Origin of the sequence: Tardiphaga robiniae, from assembly GCF_001618955.1 — a bacterium.
Classification (GTDB): domain Bacteria; phylum Pseudomonadota; class Alphaproteobacteria; order Rhizobiales; family Xanthobacteraceae; genus Tardiphaga; species Tardiphaga robiniae_A.
Genome location: NZ_LVYV01000045.1, coordinates 27,134 through 45,949, shown reverse-complemented (window position 1 = coordinate 45,949; position 18,816 = coordinate 27,134). Strand labels below are relative to the sequence as shown.

Annotated in this window: 25 protein-coding genes and 1 pseudogene; 11 read left to right on the top strand and 15 right to left on the bottom strand. The window is 57.4% G+C overall.

Features of this window, described 5'->3' with window-relative positions; translation table 11 throughout:
- Positions 1–15 precede the first annotated feature (15 nt).
- The gene (locus tag A4A58_RS22700) at positions 16–582 is read left to right on the top strand and encodes a hypothetical protein (protein ID WP_068736417.1); all 567 of its coding nucleotides are present in this window, start codon (positions 16–18) and stop codon (positions 580–582) included.
- Positions 583–601: 19 nt separating this feature from the next.
- Here A4A58_RS22700 and A4A58_RS22695 read toward each other — a convergent pair whose 3' ends face one another.
- Positions 602–781, bottom strand: a complete 180-nt coding sequence (locus tag A4A58_RS22695) for a hypothetical protein (protein WP_139069917.1) — start codon at positions 779–781, stop codon at positions 602–604.
- A 358-nt stretch (positions 782–1,139) separates the two neighbouring features.
- Here A4A58_RS22695 and A4A58_RS31175 point away from each other — a divergent pair, with 358 nt between their 5' ends.
- Positions 1,140–1,316, top strand: a complete 177-nt coding sequence (locus A4A58_RS31175) for a DUF6471 domain-containing protein (RefSeq protein WP_192855928.1) — start codon at positions 1,140–1,142, stop codon at positions 1,314–1,316.
- A gap of 86 nt (positions 1,317–1,402) precedes the next feature.
- On the opposite strand, the gene A4A58_RS22690 is transcribed toward A4A58_RS31175, so the two are convergent.
- Positions 1,403–2,101, bottom strand: coding sequence for a hypothetical protein (locus tag A4A58_RS22690; protein ID WP_139069916.1), 699 nt, complete (start codon positions 2,099–2,101; stop codon positions 1,403–1,405).
- Here A4A58_RS22690 and A4A58_RS22685 point away from each other — a divergent pair.
- On the top strand, positions 2,082–2,885 hold the full coding sequence (locus A4A58_RS22685; RefSeq protein WP_139069915.1) for a hypothetical protein: 804 nt from the start codon (positions 2,082–2,084) through the stop codon (positions 2,883–2,885). The two genes, A4A58_RS22690 and A4A58_RS22685, sit on opposite strands and share 20 nt — an antisense overlap.
- Before the next feature lie 86 nt (positions 2,886–2,971).
- Here the strand turns inward: A4A58_RS22685 and A4A58_RS30445 are convergent, their stop codons facing one another.
- From A4A58_RS30445 to A4A58_RS22650, 7 genes are all read right to left on the bottom strand, one after another.
- On the bottom strand, positions 2,972–3,517 hold the full coding sequence (locus A4A58_RS30445) for a hypothetical protein (protein ID WP_139069914.1): 546 nt from the start codon (positions 3,515–3,517) through the stop codon (positions 2,972–2,974).
- A gap of 695 nt (positions 3,518–4,212) precedes the next feature.
- Complete coding sequence (locus tag A4A58_RS22675) at positions 4,213–4,452, bottom strand: hypothetical protein (RefSeq protein WP_068736407.1); 240 nt, start codon at positions 4,450–4,452, stop codon at positions 4,213–4,215.
- Positions 4,453–4,533: 81 nt separating this feature from the next.
- Positions 4,534–4,752, bottom strand: coding sequence for a hypothetical protein (locus A4A58_RS22670; protein WP_068736405.1), 219 nt, complete (start codon positions 4,750–4,752; stop codon positions 4,534–4,536).
- Positions 4,753–4,800: 48 nt separating this feature from the next.
- On the bottom strand, positions 4,801–5,040 hold the full coding sequence (locus tag A4A58_RS22665; protein WP_068736402.1) for a hypothetical protein: 240 nt from the start codon (positions 5,038–5,040) through the stop codon (positions 4,801–4,803).
- A gap of 225 nt (positions 5,041–5,265) precedes the next feature.
- Complete coding sequence (locus A4A58_RS22660) at positions 5,266–6,621, bottom strand: hypothetical protein (protein ID WP_139069912.1); 1,356 nt, start codon at positions 6,619–6,621, stop codon at positions 5,266–5,268.
- A 65-nt stretch (positions 6,622–6,686) separates the two neighbouring features.
- Complete coding sequence (locus A4A58_RS22655; protein ID WP_139069911.1) at positions 6,687–6,944, bottom strand: hypothetical protein; 258 nt, start codon at positions 6,942–6,944, stop codon at positions 6,687–6,689.
- A gap of 2 nt (positions 6,945–6,946) precedes the next feature.
- A complete protein-coding gene (locus A4A58_RS22650; protein ID WP_068736394.1) occupies positions 6,947–7,267 on the bottom strand; it encodes a hypothetical protein in 321 nt (106 codons plus the stop codon).
- A gap of 1,148 nt (positions 7,268–8,415) precedes the next feature.
- Between A4A58_RS22650 and A4A58_RS22645 the strand changes: the two genes are divergently transcribed.
- Complete coding sequence (locus tag A4A58_RS22645; RefSeq protein ID WP_068736392.1) at positions 8,416–8,712, top strand: hypothetical protein; 297 nt, start codon at positions 8,416–8,418, stop codon at positions 8,710–8,712.
- A 298-nt stretch (positions 8,713–9,010) separates the two neighbouring features.
- On the opposite strand, the gene A4A58_RS30440 is transcribed toward A4A58_RS22645, so the two are convergent.
- From A4A58_RS30440 to A4A58_RS22615, 5 genes are all read right to left on the bottom strand, one after another.
- Positions 9,011–9,448 carry a hypothetical protein gene (locus tag A4A58_RS30440; protein WP_139069910.1) on the bottom strand — a complete coding sequence of 146 codons (438 nt, stop codon included), beginning with the start codon at positions 9,446–9,448 and terminating at the stop codon, positions 9,011–9,013.
- A gap of 546 nt (positions 9,449–9,994) precedes the next feature.
- On the bottom strand, positions 9,995–10,348 hold the full coding sequence (locus tag A4A58_RS22635) for a hypothetical protein (RefSeq protein WP_244499836.1): 354 nt from the start codon (positions 10,346–10,348) through the stop codon (positions 9,995–9,997).
- A gap of 865 nt (positions 10,349–11,213) precedes the next feature.
- Positions 11,214–11,858 (bottom strand): HD domain-containing protein, encoded by a 645-nt coding sequence (locus tag A4A58_RS22625; protein WP_068736387.1) that lies wholly within the window; start codon positions 11,856–11,858, stop codon positions 11,214–11,216.
- A 39-nt stretch (positions 11,859–11,897) separates the two neighbouring features.
- Positions 11,898–12,353: a carboxymuconolactone decarboxylase family protein gene (locus A4A58_RS22620; RefSeq protein ID WP_068736384.1), complete on the bottom strand. Its 456-nt coding sequence runs from the start codon at positions 12,351–12,353 to the stop codon at positions 11,898–11,900.
- A 19-nt stretch (positions 12,354–12,372) separates the two neighbouring features.
- On the bottom strand, positions 12,373–12,792 hold the full coding sequence (locus tag A4A58_RS22615; RefSeq protein WP_068736877.1) for a cupin domain-containing protein: 420 nt from the start codon (positions 12,790–12,792) through the stop codon (positions 12,373–12,375).
- 88 nt (positions 12,793–12,880) lie between these two features.
- On the opposite strand from A4A58_RS22615, the gene A4A58_RS22610 reads away from it, so the two are divergent.
- The 3 genes and pseudogenes from A4A58_RS22610 to A4A58_RS29785 all read left to right on the top strand — a co-directional run bounded on the left by A4A58_RS22610 (position 12,881) and on the right by A4A58_RS29785 (position 16,006).
- Positions 12,881–14,287: a PLP-dependent aminotransferase family protein gene (locus A4A58_RS22610; RefSeq protein ID WP_068736382.1), complete on the top strand. Its 1,407-nt coding sequence runs from the start codon at positions 12,881–12,883 to the stop codon at positions 14,285–14,287.
- 1,147 nt (positions 14,288–15,434) lie between these two features.
- Positions 15,435–15,649: pseudogene (locus A4A58_RS31570) on the top strand (hypothetical protein).
- A 195-nt stretch (positions 15,650–15,844) separates the two neighbouring features.
- On the top strand, positions 15,845–16,006 hold the full coding sequence (locus tag A4A58_RS29785; RefSeq protein ID WP_081422005.1) for a DUF2934 domain-containing protein: 162 nt from the start codon (positions 15,845–15,847) through the stop codon (positions 16,004–16,006).
- A gap of 27 nt (positions 16,007–16,033) precedes the next feature.
- On the opposite strand, the gene A4A58_RS31855 is transcribed toward A4A58_RS29785, so the two are convergent.
- On the bottom strand, positions 16,034–16,255 hold the full coding sequence (locus A4A58_RS31855; protein WP_068736380.1) for a DUF6894 family protein: 222 nt from the start codon (positions 16,253–16,255) through the stop codon (positions 16,034–16,036).
- A gap of 331 nt (positions 16,256–16,586) precedes the next feature.
- Here A4A58_RS31855 and A4A58_RS22600 point away from each other — a divergent pair, with 331 nt between their 5' ends.
- From A4A58_RS22600 to A4A58_RS22585, 4 genes are all read left to right on the top strand, one after another.
- Positions 16,587–17,096, top strand: a complete 510-nt coding sequence (locus tag A4A58_RS22600; protein WP_068736379.1) for a ferritin-like domain-containing protein — start codon at positions 16,587–16,589, stop codon at positions 17,094–17,096.
- A gap of 122 nt (positions 17,097–17,218) precedes the next feature.
- Positions 17,219–17,467 carry a hypothetical protein gene (locus A4A58_RS22595; protein WP_349509586.1) on the top strand — a complete coding sequence of 83 codons (249 nt, stop codon included), beginning with the start codon at positions 17,219–17,221 and terminating at the stop codon, positions 17,465–17,467.
- On the top strand, positions 17,464–18,234 hold the full coding sequence (gene xth, locus A4A58_RS22590; protein ID WP_068736377.1) for an exodeoxyribonuclease III: 771 nt from the start codon (positions 17,464–17,466) through the stop codon (positions 18,232–18,234). Before A4A58_RS22595 ends, xth begins: the two co-directional genes overlap by 4 nt.
- Positions 18,235–18,456: 222 nt before the next feature.
- Complete coding sequence (locus A4A58_RS22585) at positions 18,457–18,702, top strand: hypothetical protein (protein ID WP_068736375.1); 246 nt, start codon at positions 18,457–18,459, stop codon at positions 18,700–18,702.
- Positions 18,703–18,816: the final 114 nt, after the last annotated feature.

Below are 18,816 nucleotides of genomic sequence, written 5' to 3'. Positions count from 1 at the left end.
TTCTATATTTGTTCCATGAAGCTCAAGATTGCGCCAGTGCTCGTACCCATCGTTGTCGCTGCGATCTCGGCAGCGACCGTTCGTGTGTCTACATGGGATACGATAAAAACTGGCTTAATCACTGCGCTTTCGGTCGCGGCTGCAGCTGCTCTCGTCCGTCTCTCTCGAGGGCTTCCCTTCACGACGGCATCTCATTTCGAAACTGAAGAGATTGAAAAGATCACGCGTGCCGTCATACAGCTGGCGCGGTCGCTACGATCATTCCTAGCAGTCACAGTGCTGACGATGGGGTTACTGCTGCTGACGGCCCCAGCGCTAGAGCTCGCTCGTCCTTGGGCCGGTAGCCTCCCCGTGCAGTGGGGAGGGAGATGCTTTTCTGCTTTGATCGGGGCAGTCCTTGCATATGTCGTCGTCCGCCTTTTTCAGATCGTCAGCAGCGACCTAAGCCTGCTGGGCGAACAGTCACGCTTTATGGTTCGGGCTGTGCAGCGAGAGGATGCGAAAAAGCGCCTTGCCGAAATCCCGACAGAAATGGGGAGCTCGTTCAAGACGCCTGAAAACTACGGCCATCGGATTCAATAGGTCTGCTTCCATGCGATTGTTAGTGTTTAGCGCTTTCGGCGTTGCTCATCATCCGAATCTGATTGGCCCTAATTTTCTCGCCAGTGCGCAAGCGGCGCTCGATGGCGTCCCGCGCCTCCGCCGACGTTGAAGGTGCCGACAGCGTGAACAGCGCGTCCCGCGACAGCTTCTCCACCAGCCAGATGCGATCGCTGTACAATCGCGCTGCGATTAGCATCTGGCCGCATTCGTTCGGGTGAAGTCCAAAGCGATCAGCCGCTAATCGAGTGATCGGGCTTGTCGAGTGTGGGCCCTTATGCTTCGGCAATTCGAGGCCCTGTTCAATCGCCCTGCGGGGCCGGGAGCGAAAGCTCTCGGGCCCAACCTCATTGTGCACCCTGCGAGCTTTCGACGGCAACTCGCCTTGCTGTGGAGGCCGGGGGAAAAACCGCCGTTCTGGAAACGCCACCCAACAGGGAGATCAGGAAGGCGAAGCCAGGTGATTTACCAGAAGCCGACAACGCCGCTCTGCATCAATGCAGACGCCTTCCTAAGACTTGCCAGTCGCCTAAGCCGAAATGAAAGAATCCGAGGTCACCCGCGCCGAATTGGTTAAGCGGCTTAAAAAGCACGGTTTGAAAGAAACAGAGGCCGGAATGACGATGAAGCTCAAGTGCGGCACGTTTTCTGCCACGTTCCTCCTCGCGTGCCTTGCAGCTATGGAGCCTGAGGGCGTAGCCTTGAAAGAAATATAGGGGGCAACGTGAAGTGGACCGCGCCGCGGGAATTGTTATGGGCCGTCATAGCCGGCCTAGTCATAGCTGTAGTGTCTCTTTGGCCATCACATTACCCATACAGCCAAGCTCCAAAGATTGATTCCCAGCATCAATTCAAAAATGCCGTAAGCGGCCAAGAGGCCTCCGACCACGCTCAAGAGACCACGTTTCTCAGTATCAAACCTGGCGAGTGGCTCCTCGGAATCGTTACATGGATGCTGTGGGTGGCCACGGTTGGATTGGTAAGGGGCGCGGATCGAACTGCCGAACGCCAGCTGCGAGCTTATATCAGTGTTGAGCCTGCTCACTTCGACTTCAAGCGGGGAACGAACAAAGCAATCCTCTGCATGGCAAGGTTCAAAATCAAAAACTCCGGGCAGACGCCCGCATACAACGTTCGAATCGACACCGATTTTCGCGTCGCCCCTTGGCCCCTGACTGGCGACCTCGCGACGCTTCAGAAAAATGCTATCCAATTCAATCGATCTATCGGTCCGAATGACTTCGTCCCGGGAGCGGCTGAGAAGGGTCAGAACATAGCCAATGCCGGGCCAACTGACCGCCTTTATTTGCTTGGACGTATCTCTTATCGCGATGCCTTCGAAAAAGAACGCGAGACTTGGTTTTGCGGTTCGATAAAGCAGAGTGCAGTTCTTTTCGAACAACCTTCCATCCCTCACTCCCTCCAGATCGATTTTGCTTGGGCAGAGCGGCATAATGAAGCCACCTAGCGAGGAAAAACGTATGTGGCTTTTTTCCGACATGTCTCTATCGACTGCGACAGCGCTTGGTACGATAGCAAATTGGGGGCTACTTCTAAGTCTTCTCACGGGCATCGTGTCGACCTTCTTTGTCGTGCAAACGACGGACGTCAAAGAGCGGCACTGGGACGAAGCTAGGGATCGTTCCACGGAGAGAATTGTCGAAATCTCTGCAGAAGGCGAGAAGGCGAAGGCGGCGTTGGGCACAGCGCAGGCAGATATAGTCAAGGCAAGCGTGCAAATTGCAGAGGCGCACGCCCGCACGAAAGAAGCTGAACTAAAGCTGGAAGGATTACGCGAAAAGAATCTTGAGCTTGAAAAGTCTATTGCGCCCCGAATGATCGAACAGGCCCAAGCATCTGAGAATCTGAAGCCGTTTGCAGGTACGCAGTATGCAATCTTTTTTACGCCAGACGCTGAGTCCCGTCGAATGGCTGCCCAAATTCGTGCATTGCTGAGTATGGCCGGTTGGAAGAAGTCACAGAACCCGCCGTCGCCCCCATCGTTCTTTCTCGATGGAATTAGAATTGATTGGGCAGCGAGTCTTGGTGACCGGCTTTCCATGGTCGCAGGGACACTCGCCGAGCAGATAAAGGTGAGCGACGTAGCCGCGAAAGCGGGGCGGCCGGTCCCCGAATTTGAGCCGGATACGATCCGTATCTCGGTTGGCTTAAAGCCGATAAAAATCCACCCCCCTGACAGCCTTCCCTCGGTCAATCCAGCGAGCATTCCCGGGCTGACGGGACTCAAGTCTTGGGGGTCTATGCTGTTCGATAAAGACGAATGATAATTGCTCCGCTAAAGCTCGGGCGCTCACTTTCCGTCCCTGCGGCGTTTGCGCCATAAAAAGCGATGGACGGCAAAGTGGCACCGCTAATGGAACGAACCTTTGAGCCCAGCACTGCAGATGACGTAGGCAATGACGGACGTCGCCCAGCATTCGCGTCCATGCATCCAGTCGAATAGCAGGTCATTGATCATTGAAGGGGCTGCTCCGCGGTTGCCCAATTCCAAATGCTTGTGCGTCGCCAATTCGATTTCGCGAATGATCCCCGCATCGGCGTCAAATTCAATTGCTGCGGTTTCAATCTCATCAATACCAGATAGCCGGGGCCGACCGCCTGCCGTTGCTCTCCGTGCCAATGCTGCCACGAACGCAAGCTCCATTGCGCCGAGGCGATCTGATTTCCGAATATCGCTCAATATCCGCATGAGGAAGAACGGACCAATCGTTCGCTGCGCAAAGTGAATTGCAGCCTCGAAGTTGCGTTGCCCCAGGTCGGCATCAATTGCATCGGATCCAGAGCGAATAGGATTCCAATGCGTAATGACCACGGGCAATTCAAATGGTTTTGCTGCCGGTTCGCATTGCACGAATGACGGATAGCTAGTGCCGGCGGGAGGACTCGGATCAATCATTTTAATTGCTCCCGGCATTGAATTGAGCGGTAGGCGCTCGTGCGGCTTGGTTCGCGGCGCGATCAACGTAATTCAAGTCGGCACCGAGGCGCTGGCTGCGAATTTAGGGCACTGAGCTACAAGAGGGGCAAGGTGCAGGCGCATAGGGCGTCCCATCGGTTCTAGCCATCGCAGCACCCAACTGCGTCCGGGGTAGAACTATCGAAGGTCGCGTATCGAGCGCACTCACAACAGCTTGCTCAATTTATCTTACCTCACCACGGCACGCAACGTCCGCTGGCACGTAAGAGAGCCAGCGCATCAAAGCGATGCGCGGTTGGGCGATGCTATGCGCGTTCGCGTTTCCAGATGCTATCTTTGATACTCGTAGTACGTTCGGCTGCTTATGGATTGTGAACGTTCAACCAAATTTCGATGGCCTGCATGGCCCGCGTCCACTCGAAGGAGCTCCGGGGCAAGGTGCTATCACGCTGATGTCCGGCAAGCTCCCGGATCGCGGTCAAAGCGGCTCCTTCGGCCTCTGCCATGGGACCAGACGTGTTCGCAGTGGATTCCTCGGTCGTCACACCTTCCATCAGTCCTCGCGCCTCCCGAGCGGTACTGATCGAGGCGACCTTCAAAATCGATCTGCAGTAATGGGCCTTTATAAGGCTCTCGCGGTCGTTCATTCAAATGAAGCCATTCAATACACCATATCAGTCGTCGGAGAGGGCATACTTCTGCCGAAGCTCCAGGGTGAGAGCTCCAACGATACGAGCGCATTTGACGTGGGTGATGCTGTCGGCGGGATTAGTAACGGCGCTCCAGCCAGGACCTTCGGAAGTCTTGACCTTCCGTATCTCAACGGAAATTCCCGGCGGGCACTCGGAATGTTCGTCCATGCGATGGCGGATAAGCTTCGCCAGTTCGGCTTTGGAAATCGGCTTCTTTGCCATCGGTCCCTGCCTTCTGGCAGTAACCTTAGCAGCAAACGACCGCAGCCGGCGGTATTAGCGTCGCCAGACGTGAAGTCAGTCTTATTTCAAGCTGTAGCGATTCCGCAACTGCTTCTCGATGCGCGCCACAGTGATGGCAAGATTAGGGTAGTGCCGGCGTTCGGTGGCATTTGTCAGCGCGGACCAATTGCCGTCCCCGATTGGAATAATCGCAATCCGGACCTTGCTCATATTGGTGCCAGCAAGCTTCTCGTGAAAGAGCCAGATCAGCTCGTCGGCGGTCACTTTCTTTTTCGGCATGGAGATCAGACGTCAGCAAGAGGAGAGTGTCTGACTTCCTGTAAGGGATCACTCCAGGGCGCGCAATTCATATTGATGGCGCAGTTTGTTTACGGTCATTTCCAGCGCGCTATGCAAAGCACCTGGATCAATTCGACCTTCAGTGAAGGCATACAGAGTCCAGTTCGTATCGGCTCGAAGGTCACTGTATTGGACGTCGACTGCCTTCAGCGTCTCGCAACCTGGGCGTTTTCTCATCTCCGCGAGGGCTTCGCGCTCCAGCTCCTTTTTAGAAAGTATCACTTTCATCGATTGGCTCCGGCGAGTTTTCCAGAAAACAGCCGCTGTGGCGGATCGTTCCCGGTCGCGAAGGTTCAGAAATGAATGATCACTCTGTCGCCATGTTTCTCGCCGCCCTTAAAGTGGTGATCAAACGTGCAATCATCGTGCTCGATGCGCTCGGCGACTCCGAGATGAGGTGTCAGAACCAGGCATAACAACTCATGCTCCCGGGTTTGGCAGTGTGATGTCTCTTTAGGATGACGAATGAGAAATCCTGTCCGAAGTCCAGTCGCAAATCGCTTTAATAGCAGCCGGTGCTTGATAGACTGAGCTGTGTTGCAATACTGTCTGTGTGTTGTTGATGGGGTTATCTAAGGTATCGCTGACGTCCAACAGCGTCCATCTACCCGGTGGAGTTGGTTCGGACGATATTCGATAGACAAGAGAAGCGATCGCCATTTCGGGGCCTGCCACGAGGCCAAGCGCCGCTAGCAAAATGAACGTTGGTGCCATCAACACGGCTGATAATGTGAATGTTGCCAACTTCGCCTGCCATCCGATCTCAATCAGAATTGCGAAAGATATCGCCAACAACAGAAGGGCGGACATCTGAACTACAACCTGAATGTCCGAAGGTTTGGCGGAGTTCTGTAGAAATGGGGCCACGAAAGCTGCTATCAATGCAAGGATGATTATCGTCGAGATGATCGGGCGTCGAGCAGCGAGCTCACGCGCTCTTTGAATCTGCGTCTGAGCTCTATGAATGGCTCGCATTGGTGTAGTCGTCACTCGATCAATCAAGAACGCGATAAGATGCGTAGCACTGATCAGGCCGGAGGCTTCATCGCCTGGGGCTCTAACAAAAATTACCCGGTCACTCGGAATCGCAACATCGTTATTGGAGAGGTCCAGCGATATTGCCCAAAGTCTGGCGATCCATCCAATACCCAATCCGCAGATAAAGAGCGTCAGAAAAAGCGCTGTGCTAGCGTTCTCACTTAGTTTGTCAACGTCGATTCCGAAAACAGCTAATATGCCGAGGCTTGCCCAAGTCAAAAGCACCGCCGGTACGCCGTAAGACGCGAACTTTGAAACTGGATCAAGTTGAACCGATCTCGCATTCAGTACCGGCGTAGCAAGACAAGCGACACCTGCAATGACCGGAAGATGCTGCTGTTGCACTGCATTGAGGATTATCGAACCTCCGTGGCTGTGGCCGATCAAAATATGTTTTGCAGTGGTATATTGGTCCTGGGCCGCGGTGAGTTTCAGTGACAAGTGGCGCGCAGCTTTCCTTCGAGCACCGAATGAGTTTTTCCCTGACCAAGTGTGTCGTAGAATCAATATTTTCTGGGTTTCAAGCGTTGCTATGAGTTTTTGACAAAGTGCTGATGAGGCTGTTGTCCACGGAGCGCCGTTTGCCCAGGTTCCGTGCACCAAGGTGATTATCAGGTCGGGATCGGTTAATTCGCAATTGGAGAAGACGACGGGCAATGTATGCTTGCGCCGAAACAGAGATGCGATGGCCCTAAAGAGATCTGTGATGATGTTTGCTGTGATGATTAGTCCATAGAGTCCGTATACTGCGTAGATTATATACAGAGACATATGCACCCCAATTTAGAACACGACCCAAGTATCGCTCACACCTCTACGGACCAAAGGCAAGCTGACTATTCGTCTTCTTCGGGAAGCGGCGGGCTGTCGCCTCGAAGAAAGGTCCGGACTTCCTGAATGATCGCGTTAGCCATCTGCTCGTCGATCATGAAATCGTAGTGACCATCGCGCGTCATCAGCGTGAAGCTTCCTAAGAGCGGAGAGTCCGCGAGCGCCGTGACGCCGACGTCGAACGCTAGGAGCGCTTCAACATCGCCGTTTTTCGGCATGTTCAGGGGAGGGTCGCTCATGGTCGGTTTTCTGATTTTGGGCATTGTCAGCCTCTCTTGGAGCGCTTTGCTTTGGCCGCGGCCGGCGCCGGGGTGGATCGGAATATGACGTCGCCAATGACATGCCGCTCGGACGTTTCGATGCTGTCGGCTGCAAAGGCGTGGGGATCACGCCAATCCCGTCCCATGGGATCTGCTGTCGTCGCAATGGCGCGAGCCACATCCTCGGTCTCGGCCGGGACGATGGCAATCTGTCTGCTCTTCGCAAGCAGGTCCAATGCAGGTGTTAACCGCCACAATCGATTGGTTTCGGGGACCAAGACAGGCGTAGCGGCGATCTCGGTGACGGGCTCGTCTTCGTCGGACATAATGGGAAAACGGCGACCAGCACGCCATGTTCCTTAGAGATCGGATCCTACCGGGATCGATGATCTGCGTAACCAGCAATCACAGCCCCTACGCCGATGCCGATAATGATGCCAGCGGTCACATTCCTGATGGCAATGCCGAGGACAGCTCCAAGGCACACCCCTAGGGCAATGCCTAGCCCCATCCTCGAAGGATGTTGTTCCATCGGATTCCAAACCGGTTGGGATGAAATAGCTTAGGGAAGCGGCGCGCTGAAAGTCCAGATGTTTAGGCCCCTGTCGGATCCCTTCGTGGAAAAGGCAAACGTGGGGGCCGACCGGAGTGCTTTGTGCGCCATCACGCCACGAGAGAAGCGCCGTCCTCGAAGAACAATGGGGCCAGCGCCTCAAGGTTTCGACGACCGGCGCCGTGATGGTCTACAGCCGCACTGTGCCGGCCACGTCATGCTCTTTGATGGCGAAGATGCGAATTACTACTGCCGCGGCGGAAACTAGTCCGACAGTGTCAACGTCACTAAGATCCCCAAGTCCCGCGCAATCAAGGCGATCCGCTGGGCCGCCAACGTCCCGTGCCGACGATCGGCCGCAAGAGGGGCGCGACGGGGCAGGCCGTGAGGGCCGGGACGGAGACACTTAATAAACGAAGAAGCTGACGACTATGCCAATGACGGCCACGCCGATAAGGCAGTCGAGCCAAATCTGATTTGTTTCAGGCGAAAAACATCGGAACTTTCCCCAATTCCCGTTCAGGAACATGCGGGGCAGACGGAAGTTCCCGCCACAAGACATGGCCCCGACGCCGGAGCTATAGTGGCACTCCGCCCGCGATAGCGAGCAGCAACAACATCTGGAAAGTTGGATCGGTCAGTAGCGACATAGCGCCCTGACTACGCTGATTTCGCAAAAACGTTCCAATCATGGTCGCGTTATTCCCACGCTCAGATTGGTTAATTTAGAAACGCCAAGGGCTCAGCACGGTTTGGCCACTCGGAAAGAGCCAGGTCATCAAGAAGTAGGGCGCTAGCGCAATGCCGTTGCGATCAATAGGCCGCGCAGGACGGCTACGATTTTACTCAGTCCCATCATTCTGCACGACGTACCGCGCCCGGTTGATCCGGGTAAATCCTAAATTTCTGGACACGAAAACGATGTGCGACCAGCTCTGGCAAATCATTCGCTATGAAGCAGGCGATCCTGTCGGCGCCAATGGTCAACATTGCTACGGCGTCGTGGAAGCAAGCCAGTTCGTCGATTTCATGAAGGTGCTGGATAAGCTTGCCATTGCTTTGAAGGGCGATGCCGAGGCGCTGGACCGCCAGCATCAAATCAAGTTCACCAACGCCCTCGAAGCCCGGCGCCAGCATCTGTATCGCCGCAATAAAAACGGCCCGACGGCGGATGGGAATCGACCGCTGGGCCGCCTCACTGAGCTCGGTGCGGAATGAGCCCGGCGATTGAAATTTAGAGAGGCCCGGCGGCGGTCGAGTTGGGTGCAAAGGCACGCCGCCGAGCCGGAAGGCAGACACACAGAAACTGCCGACCGTGGGAAAAATTGGCAATAACGAATTTCGTTCCCGCAAAGCCTCGGCAATGAAACGGCCCGACGCTCAACCGAATCCATGAGCGCCGGGCTTGCCTAGGGCGATTTGAGATCAATCCTCAGCCCGCAATTTCTGCATCACAACCAAAGGAAATTCAATGATCCGCCTGTTCTCGGCGTGCGTTTTGCTGTGCGCATTTCTTTTAGCCCCTGCTGAAGCGAAGCAGCGCCCGCAAAGCCGCTTGTGTAGAGATCGGTACCGTCATGGTACCGATCTGCGGCACGACCACGCCGTCTCGCGACCTATGGTCAACCAGTGACGGCCGGCGCGTCACGTCGATCCGCGTGACGATGACGCGAGAAAAAGCACCGAAGGAAATGATCCAGAAAGCCAATAGGCGGCGGGCACAAGTCGGCTGTTTCGGCTTCGAAGAAATCACCTCTTTCGGCATCCCGTCGACTGACGTTGGCGATTGGCAATTTGGGAGTAATCCGATGGGCTGATCGACAGCACGAACGAGATCGTTAACGATGTCAAACAAGCCTAAAAGTTGCGGCGGAACCGGACGGCGTATCGAGCCGGCACCCGCATCAGAAAGCCGCCCGGCGACCATGCCGGACGGCTTTTTTGTACGCGACACCGTCTAGTAGTTCACGAAGCCCGAGAAGGCGCCACCCGGAAGCGCTGCAGCTCGCTATCGTCGTTATCTGGGGCTTTCAGCTGTGCATCCTCTTCTGCAGTCCAGCGCTTGTGGGACTCTTTATTGGTGGTTTCGAAACTTGTGTGCGTGTCGCAACGTACTAACCTGTGAGAAATCTGGGAGGCTCTGCGATGTGGGTAACATTGACGGCTTGCTTCGCTTGTTTTCTGGTAGGGGGATATGTGGGCCTCTGCCTCGGATACTCTGCCGGCAGGGAAGAGGTGCGAGAGGTGCTTGTAGTGAGAAGTATCGGTTCGGCTGATCGGCCTAAGAGTTGAGGCTTGCGGTACTAAACTACTTCACGAGCCGAAGTTGTCCGTAGCCCTTGCGCAGCCGCTGCTGTGCGGCGACCACTTCTTCATCGTCAAGTATTTCGAGCATGCGTTTGTAAGACGAGTTGTGGGTCCCGCGGCCCCGGCCATATGTAGCTGTGTAAGACGGCCCGAGCGTCATCCGTGGCATCGTTGATGGTGTCGATGTCGCGCATCATTGATCCCTCACGAGCTTGTAGCGGTTGCGCCACTTCGGATCCTTGTCGACGGAGTGGTAAACCGGCGTGCCTTTGGGAAAGAGTGCTTGCAGCATGCCGAGTCGGGCGAACTCAATAGGCCCGTCATACTCGGCCGCTTGGATCAAGACGTGCATCGCATTCTGCCACGGTGGTGTGTCGTGCGCCTGCTTTGGCAAGCGGGTGATATACTCGCCGGCATCCTGCAGGGTGGCCAGCTTACCGCCAGCGGGCAGGGCTATAGGATCGGGAAATCGGGCCGACCAGGACACAATGCAACTCCGCAAACTCGACTGACGCAACTGAACAGCCGACTCAATTTCGGCAAACACTGTTAGTTCCAGAATCGAGTCGGCATCGACCGCTACGAGGAAGCGAGTACCATTCCCGCGTTTGCACATCTGACATCGCTCATCTGGTCTAGCAATTGCATTACCAGAACGATTGGGGCCAACACCAAGAGGTAACGATGGCGATGATCCACCGGCCCTGGACTGACGATGAAACGGCCATGCTCCGTGTGCTGGCCGGGACGCTGCCGCCCAAAGATATCGCTAAAGCGATCGGGCGGACGCGAGCAGCGGTCACGATCAGGGCGCACGAGATGCATTTATCTCTGAGGCGCTTAGATCCGGACGGGGTAGAGAGAAATTGGGCGAAGGTCTGTCCAGGGTAGCTCTTTCTCGGCAAGCCGCTCCATTTCCGGAGTAACCGACCCCTGCATGGCGCGAACATTTGCGGTCTAGAAACTGGCCCCTGACACCAACAGAACTGCACCGATTGCCATAAGGAGAATGCCCGGCCAGTTCGTTCCGAGCCCCAAGAATCTCATGCCGCGCCGTGGCGGCTCCAGAGTGTCGCGAACCGGCCGGGAGGAATCTGGGCCGCTAAGCGGTCCCCGCCAAATAGCAGCGCGTGCCATGTACAAGACTCCGCCGAGGACGAGCAGCGCTCCAAACCCCGTCAGCAACATTCTCGCCTCCCAATTCGTCGCTGCAAGAGAACTTGATTCAAGAGCGCGGCCGATGATTCGTTCCGAGCGCCTGGCGCGGTACCGTTGCCGGCTGACCGCCGTCCGGTGGTGCTTGGTTAATGTATCGGCTACTCCATGGGTTATACGTCGCGCGCCGAGCTCATGGCTCGCACCTTGCGATAAACGCCACGGTTCTGATGTTCGACCTGCTCGGCTCCTTTGGTTCAGCTGTCCCACTTCGAAGCAAGCACGATGCTGCACATATCGATCCGCCGAAAGTTCGGATCCTTGAATGCAAGGACGTCGTCGTTGAATGTTCCGAAGGTGGTCTCGGGGCGGTGCTTCATGCCCTGATAAAAGGCATCGATAATTCCATGCTTGAAGTCGTGGCCGCGCGGACAGGCGGCGACCACGGCCTCGCGTTCCGCATCGGTATATTGGTCATAGCCGCGGCCAGCGACATCCATGCCCGCGCCCGCCTGCACCAGCGCAATCTCGGGGCGCATGAATTGAGGGATGCCGGGCGTCGTGTGGAGAGCGACAGCGTTCCAGACCGTCTCGATATCGCTTTCGGAGATGCTATGCTCCCGAAGAAAATCGCGCGCGGCATTCGCGCTGTCCACTTCGAAACGCAGATGGCTGTTTTCGTAATGTGCGGTGAGGCCGATGTCGTGGAACATGGACGCTGCGTAAAGTAGCTCGGGATCGAAGATCAGGTCCGTCCGTTTTCCCGTCAAGGCTCCCCAGAAATAGACCCGTACGGAGTGATGGAAGAGCAAATCGCTCTCAGTGTCACGGATAAGCGCAGTCACTTCACGCGCGATTTTGCTGTCGGGGATGCGCACTCCCGATATCTGTTCAAGGGTCATGGCTTGTCCTCATCGTGACTTGATCGGTGCAGCACGGGCTCAATGTTCGAGTACGGCCTGCGGCGTATTCCGGAAGCTGATGGCCAGGCGGTTGTAGCTGTTCATCAGGCCGATCGCGATCGTCAGGTCGACGAGCTGCTTCTCGTCGAAAACCTCACGCGCGGCTCTGTAAGAACTATCCGGCACGCCGGTCTCAGCGACGCGCGTGACGCTCTCGGCCCAGGCCAGCGCGGCGCGTTCCGTCGCGCTGAAAAGACTGCCACCCTCTTCCCACGCCTGCACCAGCGCAAGCTTTTCGATCTTCACGCCCTTCTTGATGAGGTCGCGGGTGTGCATGTCGAGACAATAGGCGCAGTTGTTGATCTGCGAGACCCGCAGATAAACGAGATCCACCAGCTCACCCGACAGTCCGCTCTGCATGACATAACCATAGACACCGCCGAGTGCCTTGATCCCGTTCGGAGCAATCTGGTTGTAATCGAGTCTTTTGGTCATCGCTTCAATCCTTCGAGTTTCACTTGATGCGCGTGGTGAGCGTCTTGTCGTCGGAGTCGACGACGAAGACCGCGAGCAACTTCGCAGACCTGGTCTTGCTCGCATTACGGCTGATGGAATGGGTCGCGTTCGGCGGTTCGGACCAGCTCTCGCCGGACTTGTAAATGCGGGTCTCGCCGTCGTTCACCTTCGACTCGACCGCGCCCGAAACCACATAGGCATAGATGAAGGCGGACATCGCATGGGTGTGCGGCGGCGATGCCGCGCCCGGTGCATAGTTGACTTCAACGGCGACGAGCGACTTACCAGGGATGTTCGGAATTGCCTGATTGAATTTGGGCGTGACCGTTTCGGTCTGGCCGTCATGTGCCGAGGCGGGCGCGGCGACCGCGAAAGCGAGCGCGGCGCAGGCGATGGTGACAAGGGTGCGGATCGTCATGGGCTTCTCCTTCTGCAAACCCCAAGATGGCCCATGCTGGGCTAGAAAAAAGCACCAAGAACGCGAAGAAATCATATACTTCGACACCATGACCCTGAACCTGAATATCGACCGTAAAGCCAAAGTCCCTTTGGCGGAGCAGATCCGAAAAGGCGTGACGACCGCCATCGAGGGCGGCGTGCTGGAGCCCGGTGCGCGTCTGCCGTCATGGCAGGATCTCGCCGCGCAGCTTGGTGTCGCGCGCGGGACCGTGCGGACGGCCTACGAGAAGCTGGCCGCCGCCCAGTTGATCGAAGCCTCGCGGGCGACCGGCACGCGCGTCGCGTTGCGTCCGCGCGCTGTCGTCAAGCGCGAGCAGCCGCCGGACGCAGGCTCGTTCATGGAGACCTATCGGGAGATGACGCAGGGACCTGCGTTGTTCCAGATGGGCGTGCCGGCTATCGAGACGTTTCCGGCAACCTTGTTCGCACGCATTCGCGCGCATGCGGTCCGTGCCGAGGCGAGTGCGCCGCCCATTTATCCCGACCCGCGCGGCGAGCTTGAACTGAGGCGGGAAATCGCCGGCTATCTGGCCATCGCCCGCGGCATCAATTGTTTGCCATCGCAGGTCATCGTCACCGGCGGTTTCAGCGCAGGCCTCGGCCTGGCACTCAGCGTGTTCAATCTCGGTGGACAGACGGCCTGGGTCGAAAATCCGGGCTTTCCATTCACCAGAAAGGGACTCGAACTCGCAGGCCTATCCCTCGCCGCCATCCCGGTCGATGCCGACGGCATCGATATCGATCATGGCCTGCGCCACCATCCGGACGCGAAGCTCGTCGTCGTGACGCCCGGTCAGCAGGCGCCGCTCGGTGCCACTTTGTCGCTTGAGCGGCGCCTACGTCTGCTCGCATGGGCCGCCGCGAACCAGGTCTACGTGATCGAAGACGACTATCTGAGCGAACTGCAACTGGTCGGCAGGGCTGCGCCGGCACTGGCGTCGCTCGACCGCGACGCGCGCGTCATTCACATCGGTTCGTTCAGCAAAACGATCAGTCCGACAGTTCGGCTCGGTTTCCTGGTCGCACCGGTCGAACTAGCCGATCGGTTCGGGGAGGTCGCTGCGTGTCTCGCGCCCGCCCCCGGCCCCGCGGTGCAACTCGCAACCGCCGAGTTCATGCATGAGGGTCACTACATGCGCCATCTCCGGCGCACCAAGCGCGCCTATGCCGCCAAGCGGCAGGCGCTGCTGGATTGTCTTCAGGCATCCGTCGGCGCCGATCGCGTCGCCACGCCTGGCCTGGCCGTATTGCTGAAATTTCCGAGCAGAACGTCAGATTTGGCGGTCGCACGCGAAGTCTCGGCGTTCGGCATGGCTCCATCGCCGCTTTCGTCTTGGTATGTGTCGACCGACGGCGTCAAGTCTGGGCTTCTGCTTGGTGTCGCGACGGCGCCGACAAGGAGCCTTGCTCGGATCTGTGATCGGCTCTTCGAAGTAATCCACCGGTTCACCTGATCCGATTGAAAGCCGAGGGGCACCTAGTCCGCGCCAATGAACGTCACCGAGAAGCGGCTGCGAGGAAGCAAAAAGAAGTTTGACCTCTCTGGGCGAATGACGTCGGGTACCAGCCGGCGACCCCGCCCACATCTGGCGATGACCGAGTTGACGCATGACCCCGGCTGTCGCGGTAGCGGTACCGCATCTCATCTCATCACGCCTCGCTCCATTGCGGAACACAACGGTCTAATGTTCTTAGCCTACGTCCATCGCATGGACGCAGAACAAACTTGCCGCGTCATCCCTCGGGATGGTGCGGCTTTTCTAATCTAGCTGCCTGCCGCAAGCGTGACGCTCTTGCGACAATCGCAAGCGTCGTTGTCTGGTGCTTTTTCGCGATAACACGCGGATGCTCGTCTTCAGCTTCGAGCAGTTGTGTATTCTCTTCCGCAGTCCAGCGCTTTTGGGGACTCATTCCGCGGCCTTACTCTTGAGTAGAAAGCGACCGGATCATCTTACGCCAAAGAGGGGAACGCCGACCGAGGACGATCGGCCTTTGGAGTAACGAAAAAGGCCCCGGTTTCCCGGGGCCAATTTTCGCGTTAGTTGCCGCCACCGGCACCGCCGCCTGCGCCGCCACCCCCACCGGAAGTGCGACCTTCAGCAGAGCTATTGGAGCCTGTCGTACCCGTTGCAGCGTTCGAGCCACTAAGGGAGCTCGCATTGTTGCCGGTCTGCGATCCTGCAGCGTGCGGCGCCGCGTGTGGAGTGCTCGATGTCGGGCGATCAACTGCCGTGCCCGTGCTTGTAGTGCCGGGCTGTGTAACACCGTTGCCTGCGGAATTGACCTGAGGCGCGCTCGGATTTGCGCCGCTCTGTGCAAATGCGGCAGGAGCAATGATTAGTGTTGCCGCTGTAGCTGCTATCAACATCTTCTTCATGTTTTTCCTCGCTCGTTTCATATCCCCGAGCAAGCTGAAGTCGGTTGACCGTTTCTTGTTCCCTTGGAAAAAATCGCGCAACGACGGAACAACAATCCCAGCGCGGCTTTGCCCATGTGCCTTTCCTAGTGGCGCTTCCTTGCTCTGGCGCTTCAACGTTAGAGCCGCTCGCCTGGCGGCTTAACGCGCCGGGGCAGGCGACAACGAACATTCCGGAGATCACCATGGGACTCGCAACTTATGCAATTATCGAGTCAGGAGATAGTTGGGCGTGCTTCACGATGGGAATGTTGAAGGAAAATGCCTGACCAAAGAATCTGCATTTGAGGCTGCCGTTGCCGCAGCATCCCTTGCCATCCGACAGGGACACGAAGTCCATGTCAGCGCACCAAGCAGCAAAGCTGGAAACAAGACGGCGCTTGGTGGCGCGACAAACTAAAAGTCGCGAAAGGATTATGATTTGGGAAAAGATGAAGATGGCGCCGAAGTGAAGTCGGCGCGCAAAGCACGCGGCGCGGAGCCCCGGCCGTCCGTTCGCAACGTTTTAGTTTGGAGCCTCGGCTTGGTCGTGACTTCCTTTGTCGTCGTATATTTCGTTTTTTTTAGAACCTAACCGACGGTGAGGTGCGTTGCGATGCCCAAATACTCAGAAGAACAGATCCGAGAGTACGCTCATAAACTTTGGGAGAGAGAGGGGCGCCCGGAAGGGAAGGCCGATGACTTCTGGCACCAGGCCAAAAGCGAGCTGGAAAGCGATGCGCCGGGCGACGAAGATCCCAAGCCGATGCCAGAGTAAACCAAAGGCCTGCTCGGATCTATTGTTTCAGACCCTAGTTGAGGCGAGGGGGACCTTGGCGATCTCATCGCCTTTCTCGTTCATCACCCGGATAAAGTTCTCTTTGCGTATCATAGTGGGCTTCTCTGTCCCGATCCTATGGGCGATGAAGCTGCCGTGATCCTTGGCCTCGTCATCACTGGCACATTGGTGGCCGAGAATGTCGTTAGCGGGGATTTGTCCGGCGAGATGGAAAAAGTATCTGGGCATGCTCGGTCAATCGATATAACGCGCGCTTGTTCCTGACCCCGAAGGGGACTGTTAAAGACGCATTTAGGGCTAGCGCGGCTTTTTTTGTTTTCGCTGGCTCAAAATCTTCTCGATCGGACAATTGAGGAAATGACAGATTGCAAAGAGTGTGCTGGCGCTGATCCCGTTCGCGGCGCGCTCGTACTTCTGGCTTGCACTTTAGGTAGCTGTCGCCGCGTACTCGAAGCCTCGACGTGTCACCGAAGATGGCCGCCCTAACGGAACTCTACATCGTTGTCGCCGTTTTGGACCTGCCGCCACGAAGCGGCAGCTTTCGACACAGGAGGATGCGATGGGATTGTTCACCAAGGACATCAAGACAATGGAAGACATGTTCTTGCATGGGCTTCAGGATATTTACTACGCAGAGAACCAGATCACCAAAGCATTACCGCAGATGATCCAGCAGGCGACCAATCGGGACCTCGCAGCAGGCCTGTCGTCGCATCTCGATGAAACTGAGAAGCAGATCGGCCGTCTGGAACAGGTCTTCAAGAAGCTCGGCAAGGAGCCTAGCGCGACAGATTGCCCGGCCATCGACGGCATCATCAAGGAAGCGAAGGCGACCGCAAGCGAGATCGACGACAAGGCGGTCCTGGACGCCGCCATCGTTGCTAACTCCCAGGCCGTCGAGCATTACGAGATCGCGCGCTATGGCACCCTGATCGCTTGGGCGGAAGAGCTCGGGCACGATGACGTCGTGCGGCTGCTTACGACCAATCTCAACGAAGAGAAGGCGGCCAACACCAAACTGAACACCATCGCGTTGCGGAAGGGCGTCAACAAGAAGGCGGTGGCCTGAAGCGTCGGCCCGTGGCCGACAATCGAAAGTGACGCTTCAGCATCCCGTGACGCCAGACGGCAGGTACTTCGTCGTGAAGGGCCGCCTCTGCGCCTGGCCAATCCCTCTTGCCTGAAGCAAAAATGGCCGCGCTCGTGACCGAGTTGATGCGGGCGCGACGCGCGGTCAGGACCGCAAAGAACGCAAGTGACGAGGAGGCGGAAGCGGCGGCCAATCGCGACGTGGACGATGCCAAGCAGGCATTGGGCGAACGCGGCCCGGTCTGGTGGTCCAATGGCAACCCGGACGTCAACAGGTACATGGTGAAGAACACGCCATATGCGGCATGGTTCGCTAGTCTGAGGGCAAGTCGGACGAGGGAGAACGCGTGAAGATCGCGACGTTCAACGTGAACAACGTCAACAAGCGGCTTCCCAATCTGCTTGCTTGGCTGAAGTCGTCCAAACCGGACGTCGTCTGTCTTCAGGAACTGAAGGCCGCTCAATCCGAGTTTCCGGAAGGGGCGCTGGGCAAGGCCGGATACGCAGCCGAGTGGGTCGGTCAAAAAACTTGGAACGGCGTTGCGATTCTCGCGCGGAAATCCGAGATCGTGGTGACGCGACGGAGCCTGCCAGGCGATGCCAACGACAACCAGAGCCGCTACATCGAGGCCGCCATCGGCGGCGTGCTGATCGCGTGTGTCTACGCGCCCAACGGCAATCCGCAGCCGGGACCGAAATTCGACTACAAGCTGGCGTGGTTGAAGCGGTTGAACGCGCACGCTGGCAAGCTGCTGAAATCCGGTGCGCCCGCCGTGATCGCCGGCGACTTCAACGTCGTGCCGACGCCGAACGATATCTATCCGACGAAGTCGTGGGACAAGGACGCCTTGGTTCAACCCGAGGGGCGGGCGGCGTTTGCTAAATTGCTAAAGCAGGGCTGGGCCGATGCGCTTCGCGAATGCCATCCCGACGAACCGATGTATACGTTCTGGTCGTATTGGCGAAACCGCTTCGAGCGGGATGCCGGTCTTCGCATCGATCATCTGCTTCTCAGTCCTGCGCTGCGACCGCATCTCCAAAAGGCCGGCGTGTACCGCGCGGTGCGCGGCAAACCGGATCCCAGCGATCACGCGCCAGCCTGGATCACTCTTAAGTAGGGTTGCGCCCCGGTCCCACCGGTGATGCCGGATGTCCGATATCGCGGGCCTCCGAACCGAGTGCGCACGCCTGAAGATGGCATTCCCTCCGCCGCACCGTCACAATCCTTAGAGTGGACATCGCGCCCGTGGTACCTCGGCCGCAGATGCGATTTGCAGCGCGGATTGGAACGTAGTGTCCGCGTGGCACTTGGTCGTGCAGTCTCATTCAGGAGAACGGCTATGGGCCAGGACGGCGATGAGGGTGCTGGAACTTTCGGCGAGAGAGGTCTCGACGCGGCGAAGGACGCTGTGAACGCGGCGACGGAGCAAGTCGACAAGGTCGGGCGGCATTTCAAGGACAAAATCGAGGCTGCTAAGCAGCCGGAGACCTATCTCGAGATGCTAAAGGACATAACGAAGGCGGCACCGCTCGGAATGCTAGCCATCGCCTTCATCGGCGGGATGCTTTTCGCTCGACGCCGCTGAAGTCCCGCATCGCCGGACGCCATTTTGAGATGCGCCGAACAGCACGTTACGGTCGGGGGAAGTGCCGCCGGCGCAATCCGTCCAGCCACGCGAAGCTTACGCCGCCCTTTTCCG

What these genes read in the sequence shown, in the direction of transcription:
- A4A58_RS22620 (WP_068736384.1), bottom strand. Translation starts at nt 12,353, where the DNA reads ATGACCAAAAGACTCGATTACAACCAGATTGCTCCGAACGGGATCAAG.
- A4A58_RS22660 (WP_139069912.1), bottom strand. Translation starts at nt 6,621, where the DNA reads ATGTCTCTGTATATAATCTACGCAGTATACGGACTCTATGGACTAATC.
- A4A58_RS31855 (WP_068736380.1), bottom strand. Translation starts at nt 16,255, where the DNA reads ATGCCCAGATACTTTTTCCATCTCGCCGGACAAATCCCCGCTAACGAC.
- A4A58_RS22610 (WP_068736382.1), top strand. Translation starts at nt 12,881, where the DNA reads ATGACCCTGAACCTGAATATCGACCGTAAAGCCAAAGTCCCTTTGGCG.
- A4A58_RS22670 (WP_068736405.1), bottom strand. Translation starts at nt 4,752, where the DNA reads ATGCCGAAAAAGAAAGTGACCGCCGACGAGCTGATCTGGCTCTTTCAC.
- A4A58_RS22645 (WP_068736392.1), top strand. Translation starts at nt 8,416, where the DNA reads ATGTGCGACCAGCTCTGGCAAATCATTCGCTATGAAGCAGGCGATCCT.
- A4A58_RS22585 (WP_068736375.1), top strand. Translation starts at nt 18,457, where the DNA reads ATGGGCCAGGACGGCGATGAGGGTGCTGGAACTTTCGGCGAGAGAGGT.
- A4A58_RS22665 (WP_068736402.1), bottom strand. Translation starts at nt 5,040, where the DNA reads ATGAAAGTGATACTTTCTAAAAAGGAGCTGGAGCGCGAAGCCCTCGCG.
- A4A58_RS22700 (WP_068736417.1), top strand. Translation starts at nt 16, where the DNA reads ATGAAGCTCAAGATTGCGCCAGTGCTCGTACCCATCGTTGTCGCTGCG.
- A4A58_RS22615 (WP_068736877.1), bottom strand. Translation starts at nt 12,792, where the DNA reads ATGACGATCCGCACCCTTGTCACCATCGCCTGCGCCGCGCTCGCTTTC.
- A4A58_RS29785 (WP_081422005.1), top strand. Translation starts at nt 15,845, where the DNA reads ATGCCCAAATACTCAGAAGAACAGATCCGAGAGTACGCTCATAAACTT.
- A4A58_RS30445 (WP_139069914.1), bottom strand. Translation starts at nt 3,517, where the DNA reads ATGATTGATCCGAGTCCTCCCGCCGGCACTAGCTATCCGTCATTCGTG.
- A4A58_RS22675 (WP_068736407.1), bottom strand. Translation starts at nt 4,452, where the DNA reads ATGGCAAAGAAGCCGATTTCCAAAGCCGAACTGGCGAAGCTTATCCGC.
- A4A58_RS22690 (WP_139069916.1), bottom strand. Translation starts at nt 2,101, where the DNA reads ATGTCGGAAAAAAGCCACATACGTTTTTCCTCGCTAGGTGGCTTCATT.
- A4A58_RS22685 (WP_139069915.1), top strand. Translation starts at nt 2,082, where the DNA reads ATGTGGCTTTTTTCCGACATGTCTCTATCGACTGCGACAGCGCTTGGT.
- A4A58_RS31175 (WP_192855928.1), top strand. Translation starts at nt 1,140, where the DNA reads ATGAAAGAATCCGAGGTCACCCGCGCCGAATTGGTTAAGCGGCTTAAA.
- A4A58_RS22650 (WP_068736394.1), bottom strand. Translation starts at nt 7,267, where the DNA reads ATGTCCGACGAAGACGAGCCCGTCACCGAGATCGCCGCTACGCCTGTC.
- A4A58_RS22625 (WP_068736387.1), bottom strand. Translation starts at nt 11,858, where the DNA reads ATGACCCTTGAACAGATATCGGGAGTGCGCATCCCCGACAGCAAAATC.
- A4A58_RS22600 (WP_068736379.1), top strand. Translation starts at nt 16,587, where the DNA reads ATGGGATTGTTCACCAAGGACATCAAGACAATGGAAGACATGTTCTTG.
- A4A58_RS22595 (WP_349509586.1), top strand. Translation starts at nt 17,219, where the DNA reads ATGGCCGCGCTCGTGACCGAGTTGATGCGGGCGCGACGCGCGGTCAGG.
- A4A58_RS22655 (WP_139069911.1), bottom strand. Translation starts at nt 6,944, where the DNA reads ATGCCCAAAATCAGAAAACCGACCATGAGCGACCCTCCCCTGAACATG.